At 47.3% G+C, this 26,198-nt stretch carries 26 protein-coding genes and 1 pseudogene; 14 read left to right on the top strand and 13 right to left on the bottom strand.

Features of this window, described 5'->3' with window-relative positions:
• Positions 1-38 precede the first annotated feature (38 nt).
• Positions 39-1,070, top strand: a complete 1,032-nt coding sequence (locus MKY74_RS22840; RefSeq protein WP_076164630.1) for an aldo/keto reductase — start codon at positions 39-41, stop codon at positions 1,068-1,070.
• 112 nt (positions 1,071-1,182) lie between these two features.
• On the opposite strand, the gene MKY74_RS22835 is transcribed toward MKY74_RS22840, so the two are convergent.
• Positions 1,183-2,343, bottom strand: coding sequence for an epoxide hydrolase family protein (locus MKY74_RS22835; protein WP_076164632.1), 1,161 nt, complete (start codon positions 2,341-2,343; stop codon positions 1,183-1,185).
• Positions 2,344-2,450: 107 nt separating this feature from the next.
• Here MKY74_RS22835 and MKY74_RS22830 point away from each other — a divergent pair, with 107 nt between their 5' ends.
• The 3 genes from MKY74_RS22830 to MKY74_RS22820 all read left to right on the top strand — a co-directional run bounded on the left by MKY74_RS22830 (position 2,451) and on the right by MKY74_RS22820 (position 4,104).
• A complete protein-coding gene (locus MKY74_RS22830) occupies positions 2,451-3,305 on the top strand; it encodes a helix-turn-helix domain-containing protein (protein WP_076164635.1) in 855 nt (284 codons plus the stop codon).
• A gap of 99 nt (positions 3,306-3,404) precedes the next feature.
• The gene (locus MKY74_RS22825; RefSeq protein ID WP_076164638.1) at positions 3,405-3,713 is read left to right on the top strand and encodes a hypothetical protein; all 309 of its coding nucleotides are present in this window, start codon (positions 3,405-3,407) and stop codon (positions 3,711-3,713) included.
• A gap of 19 nt (positions 3,714-3,732) precedes the next feature.
• Entirely contained in the window at positions 3,733-4,104 is a 372-nt protein-coding gene (locus tag MKY74_RS22820; RefSeq protein WP_076164640.1) for an iron chaperone, read from the top strand.
• 106 nt (positions 4,105-4,210) lie between these two features.
• Here MKY74_RS22820 and MKY74_RS22815 read toward each other — a convergent pair whose 3' ends face one another.
• Entirely contained in the window at positions 4,211-4,726 is a 516-nt protein-coding gene (locus MKY74_RS22815; protein ID WP_076164643.1) for an RrF2 family transcriptional regulator, read from the bottom strand.
• 170 nt (positions 4,727-4,896) lie between these two features.
• Between MKY74_RS22815 and MKY74_RS22810 the strand changes: the two genes are divergently transcribed.
• From MKY74_RS22810 to MKY74_RS22795, 4 genes are all read left to right on the top strand, one after another.
• Positions 4,897-5,556, top strand: coding sequence for an FMN-dependent NADH-azoreductase (locus MKY74_RS22810; RefSeq protein WP_076164645.1), 660 nt, complete (start codon positions 4,897-4,899; stop codon positions 5,554-5,556).
• 93 nt (positions 5,557-5,649) lie between these two features.
• Positions 5,650-6,090: an AAA family ATPase gene (locus tag MKY74_RS22805; RefSeq protein WP_076164647.1), complete on the top strand. Its 441-nt coding sequence runs from the start codon at positions 5,650-5,652 to the stop codon at positions 6,088-6,090.
• Positions 6,091-6,490: 400 nt separating this feature from the next.
• Positions 6,491-7,096 (top strand): TetR/AcrR family transcriptional regulator, encoded by a 606-nt coding sequence (locus MKY74_RS22800; protein WP_076164652.1) that lies wholly within the window; start codon positions 6,491-6,493, stop codon positions 7,094-7,096.
• Between the two features lie 145 nt (positions 7,097-7,241).
• The gene (locus MKY74_RS22795; protein ID WP_076164654.1) at positions 7,242-7,679 is read left to right on the top strand and encodes a VOC family protein; all 438 of its coding nucleotides are present in this window, start codon (positions 7,242-7,244) and stop codon (positions 7,677-7,679) included.
• Positions 7,680-7,733: 54 nt separating this feature from the next.
• Here MKY74_RS22795 and MKY74_RS22790 read toward each other — a convergent pair whose 3' ends face one another.
• Positions 7,734-8,576 (bottom strand): AraC family transcriptional regulator, encoded by an 843-nt coding sequence (locus tag MKY74_RS22790; RefSeq protein ID WP_076164657.1) that lies wholly within the window; start codon positions 8,574-8,576, stop codon positions 7,734-7,736.
• 173 nt (positions 8,577-8,749) lie between these two features.
• Between MKY74_RS22790 and MKY74_RS22785 the strand changes: the two genes are divergently transcribed.
• Positions 8,750-10,135, top strand: coding sequence for a family 4 glycosyl hydrolase (locus MKY74_RS22785; protein WP_084203652.1), 1,386 nt, complete (start codon positions 8,750-8,752; stop codon positions 10,133-10,135).
• Positions 10,136-10,459: 324 nt separating this feature from the next.
• Positions 10,460-11,644 (top strand): serine hydrolase domain-containing protein, encoded by a 1,185-nt coding sequence (locus MKY74_RS22780; RefSeq protein ID WP_076169231.1) that lies wholly within the window; start codon positions 10,460-10,462, stop codon positions 11,642-11,644.
• Between the two features lie 50 nt (positions 11,645-11,694).
• Here the strand turns inward: MKY74_RS22780 and MKY74_RS22775 are convergent, their stop codons facing one another.
• The 3 genes from MKY74_RS22775 to MKY74_RS35745 are packed head-to-tail and all read right to left on the bottom strand — an operon-like array spanning position 11,695 to position 13,428.
• Entirely contained in the window at positions 11,695-12,156 is a 462-nt protein-coding gene (locus MKY74_RS22775; protein WP_076164659.1) for a hypothetical protein, read from the bottom strand.
• Positions 12,157-12,161: 5 nt separating this feature from the next.
• The gene (locus MKY74_RS22770; protein WP_076164661.1) at positions 12,162-12,953 is read right to left on the bottom strand and encodes a hypothetical protein; all 792 of its coding nucleotides are present in this window, start codon (positions 12,951-12,953) and stop codon (positions 12,162-12,164) included.
• A gap of 22 nt (positions 12,954-12,975) precedes the next feature.
• A complete protein-coding gene (locus tag MKY74_RS35745) occupies positions 12,976-13,428 on the bottom strand; it encodes a CBO0543 family protein (protein ID WP_076169232.1) in 453 nt (150 codons plus the stop codon).
• A 264-nt stretch (positions 13,429-13,692) separates the two neighbouring features.
• On the opposite strand from MKY74_RS35745, the gene MKY74_RS22765 reads away from it, so the two are divergent.
• Positions 13,693-14,100, top strand: a complete 408-nt coding sequence (locus MKY74_RS22765) for a hypothetical protein (RefSeq protein WP_341012948.1) — start codon at positions 13,693-13,695, stop codon at positions 14,098-14,100.
• A gap of 97 nt (positions 14,101-14,197) precedes the next feature.
• Here MKY74_RS22765 and MKY74_RS22760 read toward each other — a convergent pair whose 3' ends face one another.
• The 3 genes from MKY74_RS22760 to MKY74_RS22750 form a co-directional block, all read right to left on the bottom strand.
• On the bottom strand, positions 14,198-15,418 hold the full coding sequence (locus MKY74_RS22760; protein WP_167372861.1) for an MFS transporter: 1,221 nt from the start codon (positions 15,416-15,418) through the stop codon (positions 14,198-14,200).
• 367 nt (positions 15,419-15,785) lie between these two features.
• On the bottom strand, positions 15,786-17,978 hold the full coding sequence (locus tag MKY74_RS22755; RefSeq protein WP_076164667.1) for a M56 family metallopeptidase: 2,193 nt from the start codon (positions 17,976-17,978) through the stop codon (positions 15,786-15,788).
• Positions 17,975-18,352: a BlaI/MecI/CopY family transcriptional regulator gene (locus MKY74_RS22750; protein ID WP_076164669.1), complete on the bottom strand. Its 378-nt coding sequence runs from the start codon at positions 18,350-18,352 to the stop codon at positions 17,975-17,977. The genes MKY74_RS22755 and MKY74_RS22750 overlap by 4 nt, the downstream gene beginning before the upstream one ends.
• Positions 18,353-18,578: 226 nt before the next feature.
• On the opposite strand from MKY74_RS22750, the gene MKY74_RS22745 reads away from it, so the two are divergent.
• On the top strand, positions 18,579-19,394 hold the full coding sequence (locus tag MKY74_RS22745; RefSeq protein ID WP_076164672.1) for a nucleotidyltransferase domain-containing protein: 816 nt from the start codon (positions 18,579-18,581) through the stop codon (positions 19,392-19,394).
• A 95-nt stretch (positions 19,395-19,489) separates the two neighbouring features.
• On the opposite strand, the gene MKY74_RS22740 is transcribed toward MKY74_RS22745, so the two are convergent.
• Positions 19,490-20,509 carry an alpha/beta fold hydrolase gene (locus tag MKY74_RS22740; protein WP_076169233.1) on the bottom strand — a complete coding sequence of 340 codons (1,020 nt, stop codon included), beginning with the start codon at positions 20,507-20,509 and terminating at the stop codon, positions 19,490-19,492.
• Positions 20,510-20,647: 138 nt separating this feature from the next.
• On the opposite strand from MKY74_RS22740, the gene MKY74_RS22735 reads away from it, so the two are divergent.
• Positions 20,648-21,553 carry a LysR family transcriptional regulator gene (locus MKY74_RS22735; protein WP_076164674.1) on the top strand — a complete coding sequence of 302 codons (906 nt, stop codon included), beginning with the start codon at positions 20,648-20,650 and terminating at the stop codon, positions 21,551-21,553.
• Between the two features lie 138 nt (positions 21,554-21,691).
• Here the strand turns inward: MKY74_RS22735 and MKY74_RS22730 are convergent.
• Both MKY74_RS22730 and MKY74_RS22725 read right to left on the bottom strand, forming a co-directional pair.
• Positions 21,692-22,567 (bottom strand): annotated as a pseudogene (locus MKY74_RS22730) (aminoglycoside phosphotransferase family protein).
• 190 nt (positions 22,568-22,757) lie between these two features.
• Positions 22,758-24,221 carry an alkaline phosphatase family protein gene (locus MKY74_RS22725; RefSeq protein WP_244169123.1) on the bottom strand — a complete coding sequence of 488 codons (1,464 nt, stop codon included), beginning with the start codon at positions 24,219-24,221 and terminating at the stop codon, positions 22,758-22,760.
• Between the two features lie 125 nt (positions 24,222-24,346).
• Between MKY74_RS22725 and MKY74_RS22720 the strand changes: the two genes are divergently transcribed.
• Positions 24,347-25,240, top strand: a complete 894-nt coding sequence (locus MKY74_RS22720; protein ID WP_076164676.1) for a phosphotransferase enzyme family protein — start codon at positions 24,347-24,349, stop codon at positions 25,238-25,240.
• Positions 25,241-25,271: 31 nt separating this feature from the next.
• Here the strand turns inward: MKY74_RS22720 and MKY74_RS22715 are convergent, their stop codons facing one another.
• Positions 25,272-26,168, bottom strand: coding sequence for an NmrA/HSCARG family protein (locus MKY74_RS22715; protein ID WP_076164679.1), 897 nt, complete (start codon positions 26,166-26,168; stop codon positions 25,272-25,274).
• Positions 26,169-26,198: the final 30 nt, after the last annotated feature.

Here is a 26,198-nt window from a genome sequence, read left to right as displayed (position 1 = left end):
ATTACATTTGGGCTGTATCAATTTTAAGGAGGAAAACCATGGAATATAGATATCTTGGAAAAACGGGGACAAAAGTCAGCGCGTTTGCATTAGGCGGATCAAGTTTTGGATCAAGGACAAGTGAAGAAGATAGCATAAAAATGATTGATGAAGCATTGGACTTTGGCATCAATCTGATTGATACATCTAACAGATACGGAAATGGGGAATCGGAACTCATTATCGGAAAAGCGATTAAAGCCAGGCGGCAAAATGTCATATTAGCTTCTAAATTTGGTGCGGAGGCTACTCATGAATTAAATCATAGTGGTGCATCTCGCCGCTCAATACGAGCTGCTGTTGAACAAAGTCTGTTACGTTTGCAGACCGACTATATAGACCTTTATCAACTCCATCTTCCTTTTGAATTTGTTGCTTATGAGGAGATTCTATTAACGTTGAACGATTTGGTGAAAGAAGGGAAAATTCATCATATCGGTACTTCAAATCACCTGGGTTGGCAAATGGTTCAGGCACAAGCCATTAGCGATCGATATCATATTCAGCGATTTGTAAGTGAACAAACACCATATTCTATGATCAATCGGCAAATGGAATTTGAACTTGCTGAAGTCGCTAAACAATATGATCTTTCTCTATTCGTGTACAGTCCCTTATCTGGTGGCTTACTGACAGGAAAGTACAAAGCAGGTCAGGCCGCGCTAAGCGATTCTCGCGCTGCGACATTAAAAGGGTATGCAGATGCGTTAGATCCTGAGCTAGCTGAAAACGAATATAAGTTTAAGATCATTGAAAAGCTGCAACAACTTGCGAATGAAGCGGGGATTCTACTAGCGGATATGGCAGTAGCTTTTACCCAAAGTCATCCATCCGTCACGTCAACTCTCTGGGGACCGCGCACTTCAGAACAATTAAAAGCCTATATTGCCGGTGCAGAATTGAGGCTCGGCACGGATGTGTTGGATGCGATCGATGCGATTGTTCCACCAGGCAAACGGATCGATGACAAAGAGCAAACGTGGAGTCCTGAGTGGATGAGTGCCGAACGGCGCAGACGACACGTTAGTTGAAAAATCATTGGAGAGGAACCTTGCGAAATCAAACAACGGCAGCCGATCACGCGATCGGCTGCCGTTGTTTATCGTAGTATTGGGGAGTGCGCGTTTTGGATCATCATGAATATCAATGATTTATTTTCCCTCTTAACGGCTTATAGAAGGCACGAATGTCTTGTGCCAAGAGCTCGGGTTCTTCCAATGCGGTAAAATGTCCGCCACGGGGCAGCGTAGTCCAGCGGGTTACATTTAGGTTGCGTACAGCCCATTCTCTGGGCGGCAGCAATATATCTGCTGGGAACAACGCGATGCCTGTCGGCACCTCAATGTAGCCCAATGGCGGCAAGGAATGAGAATTCTCATAGTAGATGTTCGCTGCCGACATGGCCGTGTTTGTCACCCAATAAATCATCATATGCGTGATCAATTCATCCTCACTAAATTTTTGCTCAAGATTACCGTTACAATCGCTCCATGCCCGGAATTTTTCAATGATCCAGCTTGCCAAGCCGACCGGTGAATCGGATAGTCCATACGCCAGTGTTTGGGGTCGGGTCGATTGAAGGGACATATAGCCACCTTCTTCAGCAATCCATGCCGATGCGTTTTTCTTATATCGCAGTTCTTCTTCCGACAGCTTTGCCTGATCTGTTGCCGTCATCAGATCTCTAATAATGCCGATATCGGTCAAGTGGATTCCGAATAACAGTTCCGGATGGTTGGCTGCCAGGTACCTTGTAACACCGGAGCCGATATCCCCGCCGGCGGCAGCAAATTTACTGTAACCTAAGTGCTGCGTCATCAGCTTAGCCCACATTTCCGAGACACGAAAATTGTTGACACCGGAGTGTTTAGGGCGGCTTGAGAACCCAAAACCAGGTAATGACGGGACAATCACATCAAATGAGTCTTCAGGGTTTCCGTCGTAGCTGGCTGGATCCGTAAGCAGAGGAATGATTTTTTCATAACGAAGGTAACTGTCGGGCCAACCGTGGGTAAGAATGATGGGCAGAGGGTTAGATCCTTTACCACGCTCATGTACAAAGTGCACATCGATCCCGTCAATATGGCAGCAATACTGGGAAAAGCGGTTCAACTCGGATTCCTTAGCTCGCCAATCATAATGGTCCTTCCAGTACGACACGAGAGACTTTAAGTAACTTAATTCCGTGCCTCGTTCCCATCCATCGTTATCTACTTGTTCCGGCCAGCGAATATGATCCAGTCTGTATTTTAGATCGTCCAAAATTTCGTCTGCGACATGAATGTGAAAACGCTCAATCGTCATCGTGCTTTCCCTCCTTTTGTCGTTGCATCGCCATTATATCCTTTGTGCTGGTATGTTACACTGGCATAAACGAAGCATCTAACTATAAAATTTGATAGGTGATGGCTATGCCGCAAATAGATCGACACAAACATCGTATCGTGAATATTGAGTTTGCCGCCGTGGAGGATCTCAGCATGCTTCCTTATCCTGAGCGTTATACGCTCATTCTCTTCACATCAGGAAGGATGAGCGGGACGTTAAACGAACGGCCGATATCGATTTCCGCTCCTGGTATCCTTTGCTTGGCCGAGGATGATGAGATGGAAGTGACAGAAAAACAAAACGTTGCTGCACAATCCTTTCGTTTTCATCCCGAATTTCTTAACACGATCACTCTCTCTGAAACACGGGACTATTTCCCGACGAGTCCGAGAATACAAGCAGGCCGTTCCCTTTTTCAAAGGGAGGATTCATATACAGCCGTACCCCGTATCACCGAGAAAGCATTCCCGCGATTATTTGAATGGTTTTTCATACTTGGCATGGAAGTGCAGGCGCAAAGCGATGCCCGCTGGGTGTGCAGAATAAAGAAATACCTCATCCAGATTTTAGGTTTGCTCGAGGATTTAAACCGGAATGGCGAACATTCCCCTGTCGATTTGGTGCTAGAGTATATTCACACGAACTATTCCAGAAAGATTTCTTTGGAAGATCTGACGAGCTGCGCTCATTTAAACCGAATAACGCTGAATAAGCTGTTTCAGGAAAGATGCGGTCATACAGCCATGGGTTACTTGCTGTCATACCGTTTAAAAGTTGCAAGTGAACTTTTAACGCACACCGGGATGAAGCTTGATGAAATTGCTCACGCTGCCGGATTTGAGTATGACACTCACTTGATCAAGCAATTTACGGCTAAAAAAGGCATTTCACCTACAAAATACAGGAACATCTCCCGCCAGTTCTCCACGGTTCAATAAAAGACAGAGAGCCTTTGAGCTTCCATTGACAGTGATCCGCTTAACGATTAAGGTAGTGGAGGATATGAAGTAGAAAGTCATTTATTGTGGAGGATATTTATGAATCAACGCTTTCGAATTACGAGATCAATGCAGCCGGACTCCGGTGATCAAGACATTTCATTGGAAGAATGCAAAGCTTATTTTTCAACCAAGGCTGATTTTACTTACCAAACGGTGCTGACTGTACAAGGGGAAGAAAGTACCATGTCGATCGAAGGGGATTTCTTTATGTGGCGGCATGGAGACACCCTCATTCCTTTTAGGCACTATATGGGGGAGTTGTATGCGGCTGTCTCTCATCAAGACGTCGTACCCCTTATGATCGAAATTGCAGGAGATTTGCGGGCGGACATCGTGGAAGGGTAATGGGCATAGGAGGGAGACTATGGAAGTTTTTGAAGAATACTTAACACGGATCGATAACCTCGAGCACCGTGCCCGATTGGAAGAAATACTGGGCTGGATCACGAAAACATTCCCGAATTTAACGCCTAAGATTGCATGGAATCAGCCTATGTTTACCGATCACGGCACATTTATCATCGGCTTCAGCGTTGCCAAGCATCATCTTGCTGTTGCTCCTGAAAGGGCGGGAATTGTACGTTTTTCCGATGAAATGGTACAATCTGGCTATGATCACACCAAGGAGTTGGTGCGGATCCGCTGGGATCGTCCTGTTGATTACTCCTTACTTGAGAAAATGATCAAATTTAACATTATGGATAAAGCAGACTGCACAACGTTTTGGCGGGCATAGCTTATTCATAAAGTGCAAATCACTAGATTTCGAGAATACACATTAGTTAAAAAAGCCGCAGCTGCGCGGCTTTTTTGTATTTTATATCCAATTGCAAAAACCTGTCCTACTTAACCTTGATGTTCTTCTTAAAATAGGCGCGCGCATCTTCCCGGGTTTCCTTGGGCAAGGTGCGCTCCAGTTCCTCGTTCATCCACTGCAGTGTCCGGCTTCGTAAAGAATCCCGCATTTTCTCCTCCGCATCCAGCATGACCATGTTGATCAGGCAATCCGAAGGCGTACAGGAAGCGCACGCATCGTTGTTCTCCTTGCTTCGGTAGAAATAATTTTTATCTTTAATGTTCTGGCATTGAAAAATGGGCTGATCTCCTTCGACGGCCGTGACGACGTCCCAGAAAGTTATCGCATCCGGGGATTTGGCCAGCTTGTAGCCGCCCTTGACCCCTGGTACCGAATCCACAATACCCGCTTTGGACAGCTTCCCGAAAATTTTGGACAAATACGTCTCCGACAAACCTTGGTAGGCGGAAAGTTCTTTGATCCCGATCGGACTGTCCACCGGAAGATCAATCAAATATACGAGGCAATGCAAAGCATATTCGACCCCGATACTATACTGCATGCAAGCCACCTGCCTCCCGACAAATTCACTAACCATAATGTTAAAAGCAAACATTTTTGATGTCAAACGTAACGCGATTGACAAACGGAATGATGCAGGTTATAATGTCGACAGAACCAATCGACGATTGATGTTATCGACAATTATAGATGAGTAGGAGAGGATGCATCATGAATAAAATGCTGGTTCTAAATGCACATCCGGACGTAGAATCCACCACCTCGGTGACTTTAAACGTGCTCGAGTCTTTTTTACAGCGTTACAGAGAGCTTGTCCCGGATGGTGAGGTCGAACAACTCAATCTTTATCGAGACGAGATACCTCTGCTGGATCACGTTGCTCTAGCGGCCCGCAGCAAGTCCGCTGCAGGACAATTGCTCACACCGGAGGAGCAGGCAGTTACGGACCGGACGAACGAACTGCTGCGGCAGTTCAAAGATGCGAAGAACATCGTCATTGCGATGCCGATGCATAATTTCAATATCCCGTCCAAACTTAAAGACTACATGGACGCCATTCTCATTCCGCGGGAAACGTACACGTTTACCCATTCGGGATCCGTAGGCTTGCTCAAAGACGGACGGAGCGTACTCGTTATTCAGGGAAGCGGATCGATATACACCAATAACGACTGGTACACAGAAGTGGAGTATTCCCATCAATATCTGCGATCGATGTTTACCTTTATGGGATTTGACAGCTACGAGATCATTCGCGCGCAGGGAAACGCTGTTTTACCGAAAGAGAACGTATTGGAGCGGGCTAAGCAGGAGGCCCTTCAGGCGGCCGAACGTTTCGCACATCGCATGTCTGGCAGCGTGACGAGATAAGGGCTCGTATTAAAGATCGTGCTGGGGGATACGATAAAGATCAAAGCGGATCTGAAACGCCCCGCCATCTTTAGGCCAGGAAGGAAAACCGTCATGGAATGCGTCATTTTCACTGGGATACAAGCTTCCGGAAAATCAACATTTTACAAGGAAAGGTTCTTTGCAACTCATATGAGGATTAATCTGGATATGTTGAGAACAAGACACCGGGAGAATGTTTTTCTGGAAGCATCCGTCCGAACGATGCAATCCTTTGTGGTAGACAATACGAATCCCACCGTGGAGGATCGGAAAAAATATATCGATTTCGTGAAAAAACATCATTATAAGGTTATAGGGTATTATTTCGAACCTGACTATGAATTATCCCAAGAGCGTAACAACAAGAGAGAAGGGAAAGAAAAGGTTCCTGAGATCGGTATGATAAGCACTTTGAAGAAGCTGCAACGACCGTCCTATTGTGAGGGTTTTGATGAGCTGTATATCGTCAAGTCGCTAAACGATGGGTTTGAAATTCAAAAATTACCTTTATGAAGGATAACGCAATCTACCGTGCGCCGTTAGGCGGCACGGTTTTTTTGCTTTGCTAATCCTTTCCGGTCAACAATCGTCTTCCCAGCTGCAGCCTCGCTTCAAGCTCAATCCGGTTTTTGCAATCCTCGCAGTAATGCATTCCATTTCTGTTTCGTTTCGCGCGGTCGTAAGCTGAGGTGCCCTCGAAGGCGATAAATGCCCTTTTGCACCCATGACAGATCAGTTGCACACGAAATCCTTTAGATTGCTCCTGCACAGAATTCCCCCTTCTGTAATTGATAAAAAGTCCAGCTCCCTTGACTTGGTAACCAAGGCACGGTATAACTGAAAAATGAAATAACACACTGTGCTATTTATTATAATACAGTGTGTTAAAATAAAATCAAGGGGCGTTTTCACCGTGCCAAAAATTGTGGACCATGACCAAAAAAGAAAACTGATCGCCGAATCGGCATGGAAAATTATTGAAACAAAGGGGATCGAGCATGCGTCAATCCGCGCCGTCGCCGCTGCGGCAGGAGTGTCGCCTGGAGCCTTACGTCATTATTTTTCAACGCAGGACGAGCTGCTGTTATTTATCGTGGACTATTATTTAACGAGAGGAGCCGACAGAGCAAAAGGAATCGAGATAAGCCGTATTCCGATGAAAGCCGCACTGGAAGTGGTTTTAGAACTCCTTCCCATGGATTCGGACAAACGAACGGCAGCCGGCGTCTGGTGGGTATTCGCCATCCGTTCCCTCACGAGTTCGGCGTTACAAGATAAAAAGGATGAGCTCACGGACGGGCTTCTTGACCTGAGCAGAACCGTCCTTGATCTTCTGGCTAAGGCAGAGCTTCTTCCCTCATCCATCGACATGGAACTCGAAACCTTGAGATTGGCCGCGGTGATTGAAGGCTTGACGGTCCTCGCGTTGCTTCGGCCGGAGATCTACGCGCCGGAGACCATTGAACGGATCATCGTCCGCCACCTTCAGGAGCTGTGTGGTCAAGCCATGAGTGAGTAAACAAGATGAGGAACTTTTTCACCAAACTCAACTTAGCAATTGAAAAGAAATCACAATCGTTGATATACGTTAATATTAGTTTGAGCTTATTGCGTCATTCTAAAGCGATCTGAATCATTATTCTAGGATGAAGGAGATGTGCGAGATGAAGGTTAATAAAATAGATCATGTAAGTATAAACGTAAATGATCTCTCAGCCGCCAAAGCGTTTTTTCTCGATATAGGCTTTGAGGTGCGAGCGGAATGGGAGATGGAAGGCGAGCTGTTGGATCGGGTCCTAGGGCTCCGCGATGCAAAAACAGCCTGCGTAGCACTGGGGGCACCAGGGAGCCAGGCATGGATCGAGCTGGTCAAATATTATCATCCGTCAGACGAAACCGAAATTCAGCAGTCATATCCATTTACGCTCGGTATCCGGCATATGGCCATTGAGGTTGAAGACATTGAAGCCATCGTATCCACATTGAAACAGAAGGGCACGGAAACCTTCAGTGAGATCCAGCAATATGAACAAAGTTACAAGTTATGCTATGTTCGTGGGCCGGAGGGAATCATTTTGGAGTTGGCAGAGAAGGTCAAATGACGGGAGCTCACGTCTCTGTCGTACGGAAGGGATTGCAGGCGCAGAGAACCAGGGTTACTCGAATTTCGAAGGAGGCACGTTGTAATATTTTTTGAAGGCTTTTGAAAAGGTAAACGGATCAGGATACCCGAGAAAGCCTGCGATCTGTTGGATCGTGTATTTTTTGGCGTAGAGATAGTCTCGTGCCCGGTTCATTTTGATTTGGAAAATGTACTGTCCCGGCGTAATGCCTACGCTTTTCTTGAAAAAGGAGATAAAATACTTCTCGGATACGCCGACAAGCGCAGCTAGCTCATTCATCCGAACGGAACGGTGCAGGTTTGCATCCACGTATTGAAATACGTCCTGCAGCACACTTAGGCTTCCTTCGGTTTTACCCGGTTTCTTTCCTTTGAGGAATGTGCCGGTGTAGGTGCCATGCCCGTGAAGCTCAAGGATCTTTGCAATGACCGCTAGGAGGCATGCTTTCAAGTAAAGCTGATTCCCCGGTGTGCCGCTGACCTGTTTCAACCGGCGATAGGCCTGCGTGAACAATACCGCTTCCTCCTGGATCAGGCAGCTGGGCACGATTCCAGGGAGTTCGAACTTACCTAGTATTCGCTGTTGTTCGCCGATACCGAAATTGAAATGAATGTAAATGAATCGGCAGCCGTCCTCGGTCGTCGAAGCGATATAAGGCATATCGGGATAAAAAAACACCGCATCTCCCGGACCCGCCGTATGTTCGGACCCGCCGATCGTTACCCTCACGAAGCCCGATTGAATGAACCATAGATCGTAATCGGGATGGGACTTGTGCTCGATCCAATTCTTATCGTGAGCTTGTTCTAAATAAGAGCTTATGCCGAGCGTGACATACTCCGAGAGTTCGTTGAGAATACTCATGTTTGCATTCATCGGGTTGCATAACCTCCTCTACCGAATGACATCTAAGATTTTAAACTTAGTATAACAAAGGGCTTGCGAGTTGTTAATGATATTACTTTTTGACATGTACTTGAAACGATCTCACATTCCGTTTTCCGGTCATCCTCCTATAATGGATTTATATCATACGAGGAGGGCTATTTGTGAACGGTGTGAACATGCAGCAGCCGAAGGTCGTCGTCATTGGAGCAGGCAGCCTGTTTTTCGGTCGTCAGTCCATTTGGCAGATGGTCCATTCAGCATACTTGAATCAGGGAACGCTTGCTTTGGTGGATACGGACGAGGAACGATTATCGAAAATGGTCAAACTGGCGGAGATGGTGGCCAGGGAGAACAACGTATCTTTGAAAGTGGAGGGCTCAACGGACCGAAGACAGGTGCTTCCGGGGGCTGACTTTGTCGTACTCAGCTTTGCGGAGCAATCGGTCAAATACCGGGGCATCGACTGCCAAGTGTCATTAAAATACGGCATTCGCATGTGCTCCGGGGACACGATCGGTCCAGGCGGTATATTTCGGGCGATGCGGGAGCTGCCGGTCATTATGGAATGTGCTAGAGATGTTGAAGAGCTGTGCCCCGACGCCTGGGTGATCAACTATATTAACCCGTCTACCGTAAACGGGATCGCTTTACACCGGTATGCGCCGAAGCTGAAATCGTTCGCGCTGTGCGACAGCCACCATATGCCGCATAAAAAAGCCTATTACGCCGTACGGGCGGGAATTATCGGGGACAGAAGCGGGTTCAACGAGGAGATCGACAGGAAGTTCGACTTCCGCGTCGCCGGCGTCAACCATTTCACGTGGCTTTTGAAAGCGGAGTTCGAAGGCAAGGATGTCATGCCCATGATCGCGGAGGCGATGCGCAAAGCGGCTGGCGAGGAGAACAACGGGGGAGACCGCGGGGCAAAGGCGCTTCATAACGACGCCATTACATATGCGCTGTACGATATTTTCGGGTATATCCCTACGTGTACGGCCCATACCAAGGAATACGTCCGTTATTGGCAAGGTCACGGCAAGACGCCGGACGCCATTCCGCCGTTATCGATATGGGAGACGGAGGACCGGTATCAGCGGCACGACGAGATGTGGCGGCAGGTCGACGACTTCCTCACGGGGAATGTTCCGATTGCCGATTACATGAGTACCTTCGGCCCGGATCACGCGACGGACATTATCGAAAATATGGTAGGCAACTTGGGGAAACGGTTCTTCATCAATACGCTGAATCGCGGCGCGGTCACAAATATGAGCGACGACTCGTTCCTGGAACTGCTGTGCGACGTGAGCATGGACGGGGCGAAGCCCGTTCATGTAGGCGAGATGCCGCGGGGAATCCGGGGCATGCAGGAGCTTGTGCTGGATACGCATGAGCTTACGGCAGAGGCCGTCGTGGAGCAGAGCTACGAGAAGTTGAGGAGAGCGATGCTGACGGATCCGCTCGTGAACTCGATCAGCGACGCAGACCAGATCATCAAAGAACTGCTGACACTGGAGCGGGAGATGATCCCTGATGCCTGGTATTAAGCTTGACAATCCAAACCCAAACCAGGTTCAGCGTCAGTATATGTAGGAGAAAGCCGGGCGCAGTAGGCTGAGAAAGTTCCATGATTGAACCTTCGTGCCCGTACAACAACAAGCAAGCGAGCTGGCGCATTATGCGCAGCTCGTTTGTTGTTTATGGATAATCAAGCCTCCGATCGTTCTGGATTTATCGTTTCGGTCTGGGGTACATCACCATCACGCCAATTATACACATGAATCTTTAATAACACCTTATTATATAGAAGATATGTATTCAGATAAAATATGATTGAGGGGTATATAAAGAAGAAGGGATGGTGGAAAATAATGAATTTTACGAAGCTCACTGCGTATCTGGATACTTTTTATAATGAAAAAAACATTCCTGGTTTAGGTGTCGCTATGTATCACAAACACCAGCCTGTTTACGAACATTATACCGGGTTTTCAGACGTAGAGAATCAGGTTCCATTTAGAAGGGACAGCATTTTCAAATTGTATTCTGCAACAAAGGTCGTGACCTGTACAGCACTGCTGCAGCTGCTAGAGCGAGAAAAATATAAGCTCACGGATCCTTTGTATGAGTACATCCCAGAGTTTAAGCACATGCTTGTTCGTCATTCGCTGCCAGATGGAACAGTCGACCTGCTTCCTTCACAAAATCCAATTACCATCGAGCATTTGTTTACAATGACAGCAGGAATCGAAACGATTCATACGGATGCAGTTCATAAGGCTGTAGCCGAGAGCAGCAGTGAGGGCCGGACACTTGCTGTGATCAAGACAGTGGCGCAGGAGCCGTTAGCCTTTGAACCGGGCTCGCATTTTAAATATACGGCGTGCCACGATGTGCTGGGTGCATTGCTCGAGGTCATAACAGGGCGAAGCTTTGGACAATATGTACAGGAGAATATTTTCGATCCGCTAGGGATGAAAGATACCTCATTCCAGCTAAAGGATGAGAGCCGCTTTTGCAAGCTGTACAATCGATTTAATGGTAAGACGCACACGGCAGAAAGCGTTGGAGAAACCTTTAAGCTTAAGCCAGGTCCAGCTTATGAAAGCGGCGGCGGCGGATTATATTCGACAGTGTCAGACTATATTATATTTGCAGAGGCATTATGCAACTACGGATTGGCACCGAATGGCGTGCGCATCCTTAAACCGGACACAGTGGATGCTATGCGAAGCAACCGCCTGTCGCCTACTGCGCAGCAGGATTTTGCCAAATTCGGCGGGGGAAGCAAACTGGGCTATAGCTATGGCTTAGGCGTAAGAACCTTAGTGAATCCTGAAGATAACAATGCACTTAGCCAACATGGGGAATTTGGCTGGGATGGCGCTAGAGGCTGTTACGTTGTCATGGACCCTGAATCGGAAGTCACGCTGTTCTATGCGCAGCAGGAACATGGTTCGGAGTGGTATCGCTGGCACGGTACGATACGGAACTATGCCTATGCGAGCATTTGGGATGCAGGATGCCGCCAACCCAATAACAAAGCCGCCGTTTAGAGGATTTGTGAGGCGAAAAAAGCCGCATGGTTGCGGCTTTTTATGTTTTCTTAAACGACTCTTGCTGTTCCAAATGCATAATGATGCCATAAAATATCTTCCACCGTATCCGCCTGCTCCTCCTCGCACTCAATCAAGAGGATCACTTCCGAATTTTTGCCCCGTAACAGACGCCGCTGCTTTTTAATGACTTTGTAGTAAAACAAGTCGATGCAAACCCCAAGGATAAAACCAGCTGACGTGCCAATCAGGCCGCAGTAGATCGGTCCCCAAGCCAGCTTAAAACCGATACTGGCACCAATGACGGCAAACGCCGTTCCAAGCGCAGCTCCTGTGCTGACCAATGAAATGCCGTCCGCGTTGTGAATGCTGTCAAACAATCGCCGCTCTGTTTTGCGGTTCGTTAAAGGTACAGCGAAAATGTTCTCTTTATGGATTCCGTTTTTCTCCAGAACCGTGATCGCTAATTCCAAATTGGTGGAATGCTCAAACGTTGAAAATATTTGTACCATCCGGTTTATTTCACTACCTTTCCCTTTTTTACTTGAAACGAAGGGCTTTGGTAATGCTTGATCAGGAAGCTCTTCTGCTCGTTGTTAAACAGCTTGTTGTTTTCCACGGTGTTTGCATACGAATCGTACGCTGCGAATCCCCACATAGAGGGCATAAACAGCAGCCATTGTTTGTCAAGCACGGCCGTTGACTCCGTTAATTGACCAAGGAACAGGTATTGGACGGACAGAAGCAGTTTGGAGAAATATAAAAATGCGATCGTCCAAGCAAGTGCGAAAAACGCGGTGACGATGCGGTGAATGTGCAGCTGTCCAAGCCCTGGCATAAATAAGGACCAGATGACCGACATGACGGGTTGCCGTTTATCCAAATAATTAATCTCCATCGCTCCGATGGTAAAAGAGTTAAATGGCGCATTTTCTTTTTCAGCGAGCAAATAAACTTTGTTCATATCGACCGATGTCCGGTAACTGTCCCAAATGCCAAACAGATAAACCGGGATATACATGAGCATCCACCTTGAATCCAGCACCTCTTTCGCTGCCTCAATATTCCCGCAAAACGAATGTACCATCGCCAGATTAATCTTTGCGTTGTAATTGACAATCACTTCCCATATAAACAAGGTGAGCCCACGTAAATATTTGCTTAACAGGAGGTGCCCAAAACCCGGAAATGCTGCAGACCACCAAGCAATGACATACGGATTGCGGATATGAAACTGGGTGGTGCCGGCTATGGAAATATGGGCTTTGTAGCGGCGGAATTTGTTTTCGACATTCCTGTAATTATCCACGAATGATCCTCCATAAATACACTTAACGATTGGCTATTTGCCTTCTCACGAGTTTCAAATTACATACAAGAATTAAGAATATAAAGGGATATAACACAGCTGAATACCACAGCTTCCAACCGTTGTAATAAAAAAAGTCAGTCTGCAAGGTTAGCCATTCAAAGCTGATCGAAAATGCGGACCACGCTAAAATATATATGATTTTGGACCAGTTTCTCTTATGGAAAGGGAAAAAATTCAAGAACAGAAAGCTGACGGACGGGAAATACATGATAATTGCCAACATAGATAACCACTGGAATCCAGGGGATAGATAGCCATAGAGATCATAATGCAGGTCAAACACCACATCCGTGGTAAGACCGAATGCGTAGGCAAAAAAGGAAGTCGCATAAACCTCAATCCTGCTTAAATTTTTGGGGACAAAAAAAGACACAATGTTCAGAAATAAAAAAAATACAAATATATAGACCATGCTTATTGACCACTTCCCATTTTGATCCGGCGCAGTTCTGTGCCTGATTAGCATTATGGGATGATTCAGATGATTATAAACCCCCTTCACTGAAGACAGTAAAAAGCAACTCGGCGATGGTAACAAGGACTTATCGAATTTTTGATAGGCATTACTAGTCTCCCAAAAAGATCATACTTTTGGCCGGGCCGTGTTTCTACCCAAGCATTACCATAGGGACAGCATACATTAATAGAGTCAACTTATGATGATTAAGGAGGAGATATGATGGGGAACAACAATATTCACGGCTGTCCCGCTCCACAGAATATTACATTGGTGCAGCGCTTGCAGGCGCTTGTGGGACGAACGGTTACGGTGTTCCAGCCCGGGTTTCCGAGATTAACCAAAACAACAGGCAAGCTCTCCAATGTGACCAAGTCCTCGTTTACAGTTGGCAAGACTGTAGTCGCAATCCAAACCTCCTTCTATATCGTTACGAACGAAAAGGTTATACGGACGAAACCCTTTGACTTGACAGCCACCGCAGAAGATATCGGCGAATTGAACGGGATTTTAATCCGCGTGGGCCGGGGGTTTGTCGAGTTTGTCCAGACCCCGGGACGAAGAGTGCCTACCATTTTCCCATTGAATATATTTACTGAAGTGATTTGCGAAAGCGAAGAGGAGTAAGAGCCGGACCAAAGCGAAAACCTTCAATCCGTGGCATGGATTGAAGGTTTTTTGAGTTTAGATGCTACTATTAAATTGTAAGATGCAATGCAGTTTTTTACCCTTCTTCCGTCGAGTAGGTCTTCAGGTTCCGAAGAACCGGGAAAAGCCAATACATCCAGATTACGGCAACAGCAAGGGTACCAACGCCGCCGATGATGGTTGCCGGCACGGCACCGACCAACCCGGCCATCGTGCCGGATTCGAATTCGCCGAGCTGATTGGAAGTGCCGATGAAGAGCGAGTTAACGGCATTGACCCGGCCCTGCATCTCTTGGGGCGTGTTCACCTGTACAAGCGTCGAACGGATCACGACGCTGACGACATCGGCTGCGCCGGTGAGAAACAACGCGAAGAGCGAAAGCCAGATACTGCGGGAGATGCCAAACAGGATGGTCGCCAAGGCGAACACCACGAGCGAGGCAAACAGCGTTTTGCCAATGGCTTTCTCAATCGAAATTCGCGTGAGAATTAGCGAAACAACGATCGCGCCGACTGCTGGCGCGGCGCGAAGCAGACCGAGACCGGTCGGACCGGTCTTCAGGATTTCGTCGGCAAAGATGGGCAGCAATGCTGTCGCGCCGCCGAGCAGAACGGCGAACAGATCGAGTGAGATGGTGCCCAGGATGATTTTACGGGCGAATACGAACCGCAGACCGCTGAAAAAGGTGTCGATCCCGACGGCATCCAGCTTTTTAACGAAATGAACGGTCTTCACGAAGAAAATCAATACGACGGATATAAGGAGTGCGACCAGCGTTGTGATGTAGGCCGTAGAGATGCCCCAGATCACGAGTACGCCTCCGAGCGACGGGCCGACGATCATCGCCGTTTGCATTCCCGAGGCGGACCAGGCGGCTGCCTGCGGCAGCTGCTCGCGGTCGACGATATCCGGCACGAGGGCGGCAGAAGCCGGGCCCTCGAAGGTACGGCAAGCTCCAAGTATGGCAGCGGCGATCAACAAATGGACAGAGGTGATCCAGCCCTCAATGCTGCTGATGACGAGAAAGACGACGACAGCGCACTCCATGAGTTGGCAAATATAGACGATGGTACGGCGATCATAGCGGTCCGCCGTCTGCCCGGCCGGCAGCGTCAGCAGCAGCATAGGCAGGAACTGGGCCAGGCCGACAAAGCCGAGCTGAAAGGCGCTGTCCGTCAGTGCGTACATCTGCCAACCAATGACGACGGACAGAATTTGAAACGCGCTGGCCGAGAAAATCCGAGCAATCCATAAGTGCAAAAATGAGCGGTTATGGAGCACGGACGAAGTGTTCACATTCAATGCAAGTCATCCTTTCTTGTTGTGGAAAAATACCGAACGTATAGTTTCGGTAAAGCGAAACTATGTATTTGCTTACATAGTGCTCATTCATTTTATATGAAATGAAAAAAAGAAGGAAGGGAGGGGGAGAAAAACATTCTCAGAACCGCCAAGGGCTGTCTTATACTTGGATGCCACTGGAGATGTGAGGCATGCGTTACTTTGGACGATTCAAAATTTAGGGGATGTTAAAGTAAACCGGATCTTAAGCATCAACGGCGAACTATAATGTGAAGATTACAAGCAAGCCCCTCACGATAATGATCGAGAGGGGCTTGCTTATTATTCGTGCTATTTCCGAAAGTTACCTTTTCCCCAGGGACTATTGCAATGGAGCAGAAATCATAGCTTTCAGGCTGTCTTCCGGGAGTTTGTCCATGCCCCAGAAAACGGCACTATAATAAATATCGTTCTGGTTCCATAAGTAATAAGGAAGTTTAAGGTTATTGTCGGATGATAAGTAGACATGATTCTTATCTTCATAAGCTGAAACTTCCACGCCGTCCACCTCCAGTGTCCGGGTGAGCGAGAGTTGGGACGCGTCGAAAAGCGGCTCTTTGCTCTGATATAGCGAGACACCGGTTGAGGAATCGGAAGGTCCGTGATAAGTTGTCCATAGTGCGTCCGCCGCTGGTCTGAAACCATACCTGGTATTCTGGTCGCCGGCTCTAAGCAGTACCGAACCGCTCAGTTTATGTTCGGGCAATTCCTGAGGGATTTTCACCTTAAAGCCGAGAATGTTCTTCGCCGCAAGCAAATCTTTCTCATCATACAGGGGAAATGAGTTTCCAGCTCCGTCGTAGCGGACATGCTGTACTTCCTTCGGCATGACAAAAGATTGCACCATTTTGGTGAGATCTTCCAGCGACATATACTCGCTATAATAATTGATTGCGTACCATACGTGGTCATCCTGCCAGTAGAAGCTTCTGCCGGTTTCCGGCCTTTTCTTGTCGCGTCTCATTTCCGTGAATAACGTGCCTTTGACATTGCCGACCGTCACAGCTTCCTGTCGGTATTCAAGCGGCTTGTTCGGATTTGGGGGAATCTGAGAATAAGTAGCTCCCTGCAATTCACCTTCCTCCAACAAATTTCCCTTGCCCTTGGAAGCCTTGACCTCTATGGTTTGTTCATTTTTTTGGTCAAAGTTAGATACAAAAGTAACGGATACTCCGTCGATAATAGGATCGGTATCATGAATGTTGGTGACGTTCTTAAAATATAATATATCCTCCAATTGATAACCTTCAGGAAGATAGTCAGGCACTTTATAGTTATACTTCGGAAAATCAAGTGCCCGATCGATACTATGAAACCATCTGAATCTGTCGTTGTATGTAGGATATAGGTTCAAACCCGTGTTTACGGATGGTTCCGCCATATCCAGCCTAGTATCCTTCCCGGCATCCGACGCATTGGTGAGCAAGATGGCTCCCAAGACGATAACCAAAAGAATCGCAGCGGCGGATAGCTTGTACGAACCTTCCTTAAACTTGGCAATCATCATCATTCTCCGTTTCGCTTCATATTTACTGTCCCCAAAATGCGACAGGTTGATGCCAGGAGGAGGTTGTTGGGAAAATGAACGCGACAGCATGAGTAACGTCTTGCCATAAGGCAAAGCTTCACGCTCTCCCAATGTTTCAAGAACTCTTGCGTCGCAGGCCACCTCCTGATCGGCTTTCATTTTTCGAACGGAATGCCACACCAAAGGGTTGTACCAATGCATTCCTACGGAAAGAGCCCACAGAGAGTTGAACCACAGGTCTTTATGCTTGTAGTGAATCAGCTCATGCATCAGGATATGCGTTAGCTGGTTTGAATCAGCGATCGTGCTGACATCTTCGGGCAAATAAATCCTTGGCTTCCATAAGCCATAAAGACAAGGACTGCGAAGATAGCTTGTTTCATAGGCGTATATTCGTTTTTTTATGTTCAGCTTTCGTTTACACGCTTCAAGAACGTCGAGTACTTTAGTGTTCTCAATCTTTATGGAGTTTTCAAATCTTTTTCTGAAAATGAGCGCGCTCAGCAGGTAATGTCCTCCTAAGCATAGAAGCCCTACAAGCCATACCAGCGAGCCGATCGATAGCCAAGTCAGTCCATTCGTAATGCCTGTGGAATGGTCTTGAGAAGAACGTGTTATGAAGGAAGACCCAAGTTCCTCTGCCGGATTTGGAGTGAGTTCAGGAAGCTGGTTTTTTACATCAGTTTCATTGTATTGAATTTCCGTGCTTGATCCGTTCTCACTTTGATGAGTAGGTTGTATACTTTGCTGATCCGAATTTCGTTCCATCGGGAACATTTGCGGCAGCACATTAAACAGGCTCATCGGACTCTGCGGAGCAATGGGAACCAGAAGCTTAATTAACACAAGAAACCACAATATATAAACAACTCTAGGTTTAAGATGCTTTTGGAACAGCTTCCGGATTATAAGCAGCAACAGTAGGATTACTGTCGATGCCACTGACGCTGTGAACAGAAGAGTGAAGGCCGTTTCCAGATACTTCATGACTTCTTCTTGTTCTCCAAGATTTGTTGAAGCTCCTCAATATCTTTCTCCGAAAGTGTCTCTTCTTCGAGAAATTTTGCGCACAGCATCCCTACAGCTCCTTTATAAACTCTATTCAGGAATGAGCGATTCTCGGCTTTCAAGTATTCATCATGCGAAACCAGCGGATAGTAGAGGTAATTCCGGCCGGATTTTTCAAATCGAATGGCCTTTTTCTTGTGAAGCCTATTCAGGAAGGTTTTAACTGTCTGGTCTGACCATTGCATTTGCTGGGTTAATTCGGAAATGATCTCGCTGGCGGACATAGGCTCCTTTTGCCAGAGAAGCTTCATCACTTCGCTTTCGGCTTCGGTAATGTGCGGGGATTCGTGCATAGTATTCACCTTTCTTGTTTTTTGTTTACAGCTGTAAACGATATTTAAAGTTTACAAGTGTAAACGTAACATGTCAAGTTAATTCGAGCCACCTGAAGGCAACAAAATACTCATACTTTTAACGCCCGCATCCTTTGACAACGGAATACAGTTGACGATCCATCTTTGTAAATGTTATTTTGTAATAATACCCATTTTATGGGTCACAAATGAAGGGGTGCTTGGCATGAAGTTACCTTTACACGATCGATTCATTAAACAAGCGATTGAACATGTAAGCAAAGATCAACGTTTTATGGGCCTGCTCGCGGGCGGATCTATGATGTATGGAGAAATGGATGAGTATAGTGATCTGGATTTAATAATCGTCTACGACGATGCTTTTCAAAAAGAGATCATGGAACAACGCATCCCATTTGCCGAAAGGCTTGGTCATTTACTGTCTGCATTCACAGGCGAGCATGTTGGGGAACCCCGATTGCTTATTTGTTTATATGGACCAGCCCCTCTCCATGTCGATTTAAAATTTGTTCATTTGGAAGAGCTCGAATCCCGGATCGAGAACCCACTGATTCTTTGGGAGAGAGGTAGTGGAATTTCAACAATACTCCATAATACAAGTGCATCGTTCCCCTCCCCTCAGCCTCAATGGATCGAAGATCGCTTCTGGGTATGGGTTCATTACTGTGCTGCAAAATTAGGGAGAGGCGAATTATTCGAAGTGATTGATACGATAACATTTATGCGGAATACAGTGTTAGGACCATTGGTACTCATCCACAACGGTCATTCCCCGAGAGGAGTCCGAAAGCTCGAGAAATATGCCCTCAAGGAAATGGAGGAATTACAAGGAACGGTCCCTATCCATAGCTTTGAAAGCTGCTATCATGCGTTAAAAAATACGATCAAGATGTATCAGCGACTACGCCAAGGTTCGGATATTGTGCCAAGGAACGAAGCAGAACGCGTTTCCATCGAGTTTCTTGATGGTATCTATTCAGAAAATTCCAATGGAAGCTCGTTCAACGAACGGAAACTATAGCTCAGCATGAACACAACAGCAGCCGATCCAACGGATCGGCTGCTGTTATTACTGTCACAAGGGTTTGTTCGATGAGGCGTCATGATTTTAATGAACTATTCATTTATACTCATCGCCAACAAGCGTTTGAGATTGTCATCAATAAATTGATTATCGGCAGAGTTGATTCCACGGCCGGCAAAATGGCCCCAGATCGACTCGATCGGTTTAAAAACCGCATGAGGTATAAGCTTAGCCTCATATTCATTATCGTCCGCGGGACAGAAGAGATCTGTACTTCCCGGCATGATGCAGGCATGCGCCTTAATGCTTCCCAGCGCCTTATCGAAATCTCCGTTATAGGAGGGGTTTGCACTAATATCCGCATGTTGGCCGGTCCATAACATGGCTAGTACGTTGTGCGGATCCATCTTCATAAAGCTATCTTCCCAGACGCCAGCCATAAAATCTGCCAAAGAGCTGAATCCCATCTCACGATAAATTTCCTCTCTGTAAAAGGCCTGAGATACGCCCCATCCCGCATAGACATCGCCAACGGCGCGCATGTCAGCAGAAGTCAACCCGTCAAGTTTGCTGGAATCGAACCGGACTGCAGCCATGAGCGCGGCTTTCATTCCGCCCAGGACCACATACGTTTGGGGCCAGGTCTTTGCTACTCCGGCGAAAGGAGCGATTCGTTCCACCATGTCGGGATAGCTTGCCCCCCATTGGTAGGCTTGAATGCCTCCCATGGACCAACCGACAACGAGAGCAATCTTCTCAATGCCGAATTTTTCGGTCACCAGCCGATGCTGGAATGTAACGTTGTCATAGATCGTTACCTGCGGAAAATTCGCCCGGTCGAATGGAGGAGGCGTGTTGCTGGGAGAGGAGGATAATCCGTTGCCCAGCAGATTGGGAACGATGATGAAATATTCTCGCGGATCCAGCGCCATGCCGTCTCCGATCAACCATTCATTTTGAACATGCTGGTCGCCAAATGCCGTTGGATAGACGATGACATTATCTTTATTTTCATTCAATTTTCCATAAGTCTTATAAGCAAGAAAAGCGCTCGGTAACGTCACTCCCGATTGCAAGGTTACGTCACCCAAATCAAAAATTTCATAATCCATCATATCGTTTGCTCCTTTCAAGTTGAAACCAATAGATTGTATTTCTTGTTGTCAGTATAGTTCTGTGTTACTCTCAATAAAAGTGAATAGAATTCAAAGCAGTGTTCAATATTATTGAAAATGAAAGGGGAGCGTGTGATGGAATTGCGCCAGCTGAATACGTTCCGTACGGTTGCATCCACATTAAATTTCAGTCGGGCTGCGGAAGTGCTAAACTACGTCCCCTCCAACGTTACGATGCAAATAAAAGCATTGGAAGATGAGCTTGGGGTTCGTCTCTTTGACCGCTTGGGCAAGCAGCTTGTTCTCACGACGGCGGGGAAACGCTTTTTAACTCACATTCAAGGTGTTCTGGACAAGCTGGACGAAGCTCGCAGCGTGATTCATGACAATGAAGATTTAACCGGCACCCTGACGATCAGTGCCAATGAGGTCGTGTGCGCCTATCGGCTCCCAGCTGTCTTTCAACGATTTCGCTCGCAGCATCCGGGGGTTCGTCTGATATTCCGCTCCGTTCCTAATCTAGAGCTCAAGCAAGCACTATTTGAGGGAACTGCCGACGTCGTCTTTATGCTGGATGAGCCCATTCGCTCGAGCGGACTTGCCGTGGAGCCGTTGGTGGAAGAGAGGTTTCGTCTCTTTGCTGCTCCCGACCATCCTCTCGCCAAAAGAAAACTGCTGCAGCTGGAAGATTTTCACGGAGAAGTGTTCCTGACGAATGAAAAGGGCTGTCCTTACCGAACCATGTTCGACCGGTCATTTGAGAAAGAGGGAATAGATAGTATTACGTATTTAGAGTTTCAAAGTGCTGAAGCGATTAAACAATGTGCCGTTTCGGGAATCGGTATTGCCTTCCTTCCTGAAATCGTAACAGAAGCTGAAGTTGATCGGGGCGACCTTGTTGCTCTTCCATGGGAAATTCCGGATCTGCACGTGTATACCCAGATGTCTTGGCATAAAGACAAGTGGCTTTCACCAATCATAGAATCTTTTATAGGGACGGCAGGAGAAGTGCTTGCAAATTCCCCTATTCATGCCGTGTAGTTCGCAGAACCATTTATTAAACAAAAAAACAAATTCTCGTCTTTTTCGAAAGACAAGAACTTGTTTGGTTAGGATGAATTGTGGGGGAACGTATCATATGGATAGAAGGGATTGGCTAGAGGCACTAAGGTTCTTTCCTTACAACCGCTTGTAGTCCTGGACAATAGTGTCCACCACATGCTTTCCCCAATCCGCAGTTTCCGAGCCCTTTTCATTCCAATCATAAGTGATGAGCCCTTTCCATAGGGCCCAGCCGCGAGCGCGATGAATGGTGTCCTCATCAAAATCCATCCGCTTCAGGAAGTGGCCGCGGCTGGCTTCATCAAAAAAGTTCCAGGCCATCACAAGGTCGCTCGAAGGATCGCCTACGCCCATCGTTCCAAAATCAATAACGCCGCACAGTCGTCCATCCCTCACGAGCAAATTGCCTACGGCAACATCACCATGCAGCCACAGCGGCTCTGATTGGTATCTTGTCGCCAGGGCAAGCTCCCATATTTCCGTTAGCAGCTTGTGATCGTATTGCCCGGATAGCTTTTCGATGATCGTTCTTGTATCATCATCATATACCGCAAGATTTCCCCCACGATGAAAGTTCTGGACCCCTGCCGGGACACCTCGGCTTGCGTCGATCGCCTCCAACTCTTGTAAAAAACTGGCGAGGTCTTCGGCAAATTGGTTGTGATCGGATATGTTGTTGTGCGTGACCGTGTCGCCGTCAATCCAAAGGTTCACGGACCAGGGAAGAGGATATTCGTCCGTGGGCGCTCCTTTGGCAACCGGAACCGGAATGGGGACGGAAAGAAGCGGCTTGAAAACGGGAAGTCAGGTCAGTTCTTTTTCAACAGCCGAGGCGTAGCGTTCATGACTTGGTAAACGGACGGTCATTTCACTGCCCAGCCGGTAAGTACGGTTATCGTGGCCGCTTTTTTCTACAGGCTTTATCTCTAAATTCGCCCATTCCGGAAATTGGCTATCGATTAATCGGCGTACCAGCTCACAGGTAATCTCCATCTTCTCACCGCTTTCTAAAAAATGGTAATTAAATTATAACCTTTCACCTGCATCTCCTCAAGGGTTGGAGAAACCGAGAAATAAGAACGTAAAAAAACCGGGATATGTATAGCCCGGCTAGCGTTATTTTTGATCATGTCTTTATGAAATCAGACCAATCACCTTGGGGCAGAGCAATGTTATAATCAGCTCAAACCTTTAAAAGTTGAAGAAAATAAGATTTTAAATCGACGACCCGCAGTGACTCCGGTTTATGGTCTGTGCCGGCAATTATTAGAGGAACGAGCGACTCCGCTTGACTTATGCCCCCGTGCCCTGCGCCTCCTATATGGGTGGGTGAACTGCCGTACTTCAATTCATATCCCGGCTTTGCGGTTACGACCATGTATTCCCCATGATGTGAATGTAAGGCAGCGGACAATCGCCGGAGGACATCGGGGTAATGTCCATATTCCACCGTATGCTTTTGGGTATTGATTTGTAAATCAAGCACTTCGGGATCTTCGGCCAATGTCCATGATTGATGATAGGGATCAACCAGGTCTCCTTGTGACCGATAGGCGAATTTCTTGGATGATCCAGATCGAACAACGCGAATCCAATCATCATCTTTCCAAGCCAATATATCGATTCTTTCGTCAGCCTTCAATACCTCTGATATTTGCTCAAAAGAATTTTGTGAGGTTAGCTTATACAGATAAGCCATTCTATCATTGATGGCAAGAATAAGCTCGGTCTGGTCCGTGACGGCGCCACCCTGCCGTAAAATACGGTATCCGTTCAAAGCTTGCCCTAAATCAATGACCGGTTGGCGATTTTTCGGGTGGACGTGAGCCATTCCGTTATCCCCCATGATGATGATTACGGCTTTTTCCAGAGCCTCTTCCGGTGAACCAAATGCCTGCAGCAAGGTCTTCAATTGGTGATCGGTGCGGATCACGCCATCCAAATCCGACGGCCCTTTTTTATGTATTTTTTGGTCCAGATCAGGTAAATAGACATACAGAAAATCAGGCAATTGCTCGTTTTGAATGAGATGCGTCACCATTCTGAGCGAATATTCATTGTTAAAGCCGAACTTACCGATGGGGCTCACCGGCAAGCTTTTCACGCTTTTCAGCGGATTTGAAAATGCTCCATAGGCAAACAAATCCGGACCTTTGACCGTGATATTTTTAGGTAATGTTGTCGGCATATGAATCCAAAAAGGAAAATTCAGCTGGTGATCGGCGCTTCCCCGATAGATCAAACCATTAACGGACCCCGATTGTAACCCCATACGGTCCAATTCTTCAAAAATGGTCGGTATTTGCGGATTCAGGTGGTCGCCGTTCATACGGATTAAGGCATCATTCAAATATTGGTTGATTCCGTTCCTGTAGATTTCCCAAAATCCGCTGCCATAATTAATGACTTTTTTGTCTTGTGCTGAGTACCAGACCAGTCCCGGTACACGATGTTCATCCGGATACGTTCCCGTCAGCAGAGTGCAGTCAATCGACACGGACATGGTGGGAAATGAGGTGACGACATTCTTATAGTATTGACCGTGTTCCATCAAGAACTGAAAAGTTGGAAGTTTGTTTTGCCCGATTCCCTTATCAATCGCCTGGCTCATTAACGTATCGACACAAATGAAGATAATGTGCTGCAACCTGTTCACCTGCCAATTTTTTCTGCAAGCCTATTCTTAAGCCACATTATTTGCTTTCAGTATTCAAAATATTCGGCAAGCGGAATGTCATGTAGGATGACATTTGTATCGAAGGGGGAGTAGAAGTGAGCGATCGCGCGGATTTGGCGCTGCCATTGGATAAGCTTTTTGAACAGTTTCATATCAAAGTGGTCTCTCCATTAGGCGGGAGACTCAACCAGCACTGGCTGGTAAATTTCAAGAACGACCACCTTGTATTACGGCGCTGGTACAAAGAAACTCATTTGGATGAGATCGATTATGAGGTGAAATTGCTTAAAAGCATAGCTGAGCTTGGATGGCCTGTGGCTTCCGTTATTGAAGGGCCGTTCGAGATGGATGGGTATATCTGGGGTTTGTTCCCTTATCTTTACGGTGAATCGCCATCTGTCGACAACCGGGCGGCCGAACAGCGTGCAAGGGGGCGGCTTATGGGTCAGTTTCATTCAGACCTTGGCAAACTCAGTGGAATCGGTCAGCGCAAGGATTGGCGGCGGTGCGAAGAGATTCTATTTGACTCTGAGCTGGATCGATTGCTGTCACGAAATGAAAAGCAGCGCCCTGAGGAAATACGGATTCTGTGGTGGCATTTGGAGCGTGCCCGCAGGCGGGTGGAGGAGCTGAAACTTCATTCCAGACCCGGGATCGTGATCCACGGGGATTTTACACCCTGGAACCTGCGATTCCAGGATGGGAAGCTCTCCGGCATACTCGATTTTGAGCTTGCGCACTGGGATCATCGAGTAGGCGACTTTGCTCTTTCTTGGCGGGGAAAGTACGACGAGGTGATTTATGGGTATAATGAAGTATCACCTCTTGAGCTGGAGGAGTGGGAACTGATTACGCCCATATGGTGGGCGGGGTTGATTGAGAATGCATGCAGGCACCTGAAGGAAGGAACTTGGGACGACGGCTGGATTGTCAGGAAATTGTTAGAGCGTTCACCGTTGATGGGGCAGGACGCCGTCCCGTTCCGTTAAATGCGGCTGTTAGACTTCAGGATGATAAACTTTAATTGGTTTGGTTCGTTTGAAAAAGCACTTCGAACATCGCTTTCCCTTTCTTCTCCAGCCAAGTGTCAAAATCCATAAGACCGGGGTGTAAGCTGCGCAATGTTGGATAATCGACTTCGTAGCAATCTCCGTTTAACCATTCATAGATCCGCGCCAAGGTTTCGTTGTGCTGACGTATCGTTTCTATGGGAATTTGGACATAGCTTATCGGTCGGCCTGTCGCACGAGTGATGGCTGCGGCAATGCTAGGCGGAGTCCGTGCGTCACCGGCGATTTCGATCGTCTTACCCAGAAATTTGCCGGGATGTTTGAAGGCCAGTTTGACGAATGCACCGATGTCATCCACAGCTATGCAATGTACAGGCACGTCCGGGTTGGTGGCTTCAGCCAATGTCCCATGCTGAGTACCATAAAATGGACTGGCGTAACTTTCCATAAATCCCGACGGGCGCAAGATCGTTGCAGGAAGGCCAAGCGTCGTAATGTATTGTTCAATTTCCCACTTGGCAAAATAACGAAAGCGGGACTGTACGTCAGCACCGCTATTCGATGAATAAACGAAATGCTGAACCCCGGCATCTTTCGCCGCATCGGCTGCATTTTTACCCCAACGAATTTCTTCGGCCGTTCTTTCATCGCTTGGCTCCCACGTAGGTGGTTGAACGCTGAAGACCCCGTGCACTCCTTGCATGGCAGCATCCAGCGATGCGCGATCTTCCAAATCCCCCCGGAACAATTGAGCACCAGCTTGAGCAAGGGTTTGGGCTGCCTTACTCGAAGGATCACGGGTGAAAGCACGCACCTGCCAGCCATCAGCAAGCAGATGTGACGCTGCCGCACCCCCTTGCTGGCCTGTGGCTCCTAGAACCAAAATCGTCTTCTGAAGTGTAGTCATATGCTTCCTCCTTCAAGGTAATGGAATAAC

This window comes from Paenibacillus sp. FSL R5-0378 (genome assembly GCF_038009285.1).
GTDB lineage: Bacteria > Bacillota > Bacilli > Paenibacillales > Paenibacillaceae > Paenibacillus_AQ > Paenibacillus_AQ favisporus.
Note: the sequence above shows the minus strand (reverse complement) of the source record. Positions and strands in the feature narration are given on the sequence as shown.

Coding starts and splice junctions, on each gene's coding strand:
- MKY74_RS22815 (WP_076164643.1), bottom strand. CDS start 4,726: ATGCAGTATAGTATCGGGGTCGAATATGCTTTGCATTGCCTCGTATAT.
- MKY74_RS22780 (WP_076169231.1), top strand. CDS start 10,460: ATGAATTTTACGAAGCTCACTGCGTATCTGGATACTTTTTATAATGAA.
- MKY74_RS22820 (WP_076164640.1), top strand. CDS start 3,733: ATGGAAGTTTTTGAAGAATACTTAACACGGATCGATAACCTCGAGCAC.
- MKY74_RS22755 (WP_076164667.1), bottom strand. CDS start 17,978: ATGAAGTATCTGGAAACGGCCTTCACTCTTCTGTTCACAGCGTCAGTG.
- MKY74_RS22825 (WP_076164638.1), top strand. CDS start 3,405: ATGAATCAACGCTTTCGAATTACGAGATCAATGCAGCCGGACTCCGGT.
- MKY74_RS22795 (WP_076164654.1), top strand. CDS start 7,242: ATGAAGGTTAATAAAATAGATCATGTAAGTATAAACGTAAATGATCTC.
- MKY74_RS22805 (WP_076164647.1), top strand. CDS start 5,650: ATGGAATGCGTCATTTTCACTGGGATACAAGCTTCCGGAAAATCAACA.
- MKY74_RS22830 (WP_076164635.1), top strand. CDS start 2,451: ATGCCGCAAATAGATCGACACAAACATCGTATCGTGAATATTGAGTTT.
- MKY74_RS22840 (WP_076164630.1), top strand. CDS start 39: ATGGAATATAGATATCTTGGAAAAACGGGGACAAAAGTCAGCGCGTTT.
- MKY74_RS22745 (WP_076164672.1), top strand. CDS start 18,579: ATGAAGTTACCTTTACACGATCGATTCATTAAACAAGCGATTGAACAT.
- MKY74_RS22715 (WP_076164679.1), bottom strand. CDS start 26,168: ATGACTACACTTCAGAAGACGATTTTGGTTCTAGGAGCCACAGGCCAG.
- MKY74_RS22775 (WP_076164659.1), bottom strand. CDS start 12,156: ATGGTACAAATATTTTCAACGTTTGAGCATTCCACCAATTTGGAATTA.
- MKY74_RS35745 (WP_076169232.1), bottom strand. CDS start 13,428: ATGGTCTATATATTTGTATTTTTTTTATTTCTGAACATTGTGTCTTTT.
- MKY74_RS22810 (WP_076164645.1), top strand. CDS start 4,897: ATGAATAAAATGCTGGTTCTAAATGCACATCCGGACGTAGAATCCACC.
- MKY74_RS22765 (WP_341012948.1), top strand. CDS start 13,693: ATGATGGGGAACAACAATATTCACGGCTGTCCCGCTCCACAGAATATT.
- MKY74_RS22740 (WP_076169233.1), bottom strand. CDS start 20,509: ATGGATTATGAAATTTTTGATTTGGGTGACGTAACCTTGCAATCGGGA.
- MKY74_RS22835 (WP_076164632.1), bottom strand. CDS start 2,343: ATGACGATTGAGCGTTTTCACATTCATGTCGCAGACGAAATTTTGGAC.
- MKY74_RS22735 (WP_076164674.1), top strand. CDS start 20,648: ATGGAATTGCGCCAGCTGAATACGTTCCGTACGGTTGCATCCACATTA.
- MKY74_RS22750 (WP_076164669.1), bottom strand. CDS start 18,352: ATGCACGAATCCCCGCACATTACCGAAGCCGAAAGCGAAGTGATGAAG.
- MKY74_RS22790 (WP_076164657.1), bottom strand. CDS start 8,576: ATGAATGCAAACATGAGTATTCTCAACGAACTCTCGGAGTATGTCACG.